This window comes from Streptococcus sp. GMD1S, assembly GCF_000296875.1.
In the GTDB taxonomy this organism is placed as follows: domain Bacteria; phylum Bacillota; class Bacilli; order Lactobacillales; family Streptococcaceae; genus Streptococcus.
Genome location: NZ_AJQY01000409.1, coordinates 1 through 705, shown reverse-complemented (window position 1 = coordinate 705; position 705 = coordinate 1). Strand labels below are relative to the sequence as shown.

Here is a 705-nt window from a genome sequence, read left to right as displayed (position 1 = left end):
CACTCGCAAGCAGCCATTCTTGGCTTGCAGCACTTATTAGCCATGTACTCAGGATCTATCCTGGTTCCCATCATGATTGCGACAGCCCTTGGCTATTCAGCTGAGCAGTTGACCTACCTGATTTCTACAGATATCTTCATGTGTGGGGTGGCAACCTTCCTCCAACTCCAACTCAACAAATACTTTGGGATTGGACTACCAGTCGTTCTCGGAGTTGCCTTCCAATCTGTCGCTCCCTTGATTATGATTGGCCAAAGCCATGGTAGTGGTGCTATGTTTGGTGCCCTTATCGCATCAGGGATTTACGTAGTTCTTGTTTCAGGCATTTTCTCAAAAGTAGCCAATCTCTTCCCATCTATCGTAACAGGCTCTGTCATTACCACAATTGGATTGACCCTGATTCCTGTCGCTATTGGAAATATGGGAAATAACGTCCCAGAGCCAACCGGTCAAAGTCTCTTGCTTGCAGCCATCACTGTTCTGATCATCCTCTTGATCAACATCTTTACCAAAGGATTTATCAAGTCTATCTCCATTTTGATTGGGTTGGTTGTTGGAACTGCCATTGCTGCTACCATGGGCTTGGTTGATTTCTCCCCTGTTGCAGCAGCACCGCTTGTCCATGTCCCAACTCCCCTCTACTTTGGGGTGCCAACCTTTGAAATCTCCTCTATTGTCATGATGTGTATCATCGCAACGGTGTCT

1 protein-coding gene is annotated in these 705 nt (G+C 46.7%); it reads left to right on the top strand.

Translation table 11 applies throughout. The features are described from left to right. The coding region (locus GMD1S_RS10680) for a solute carrier family 23 protein (protein ID WP_000507332.1) at positions 1-705 on the top strand (705 nt) is incomplete at both ends.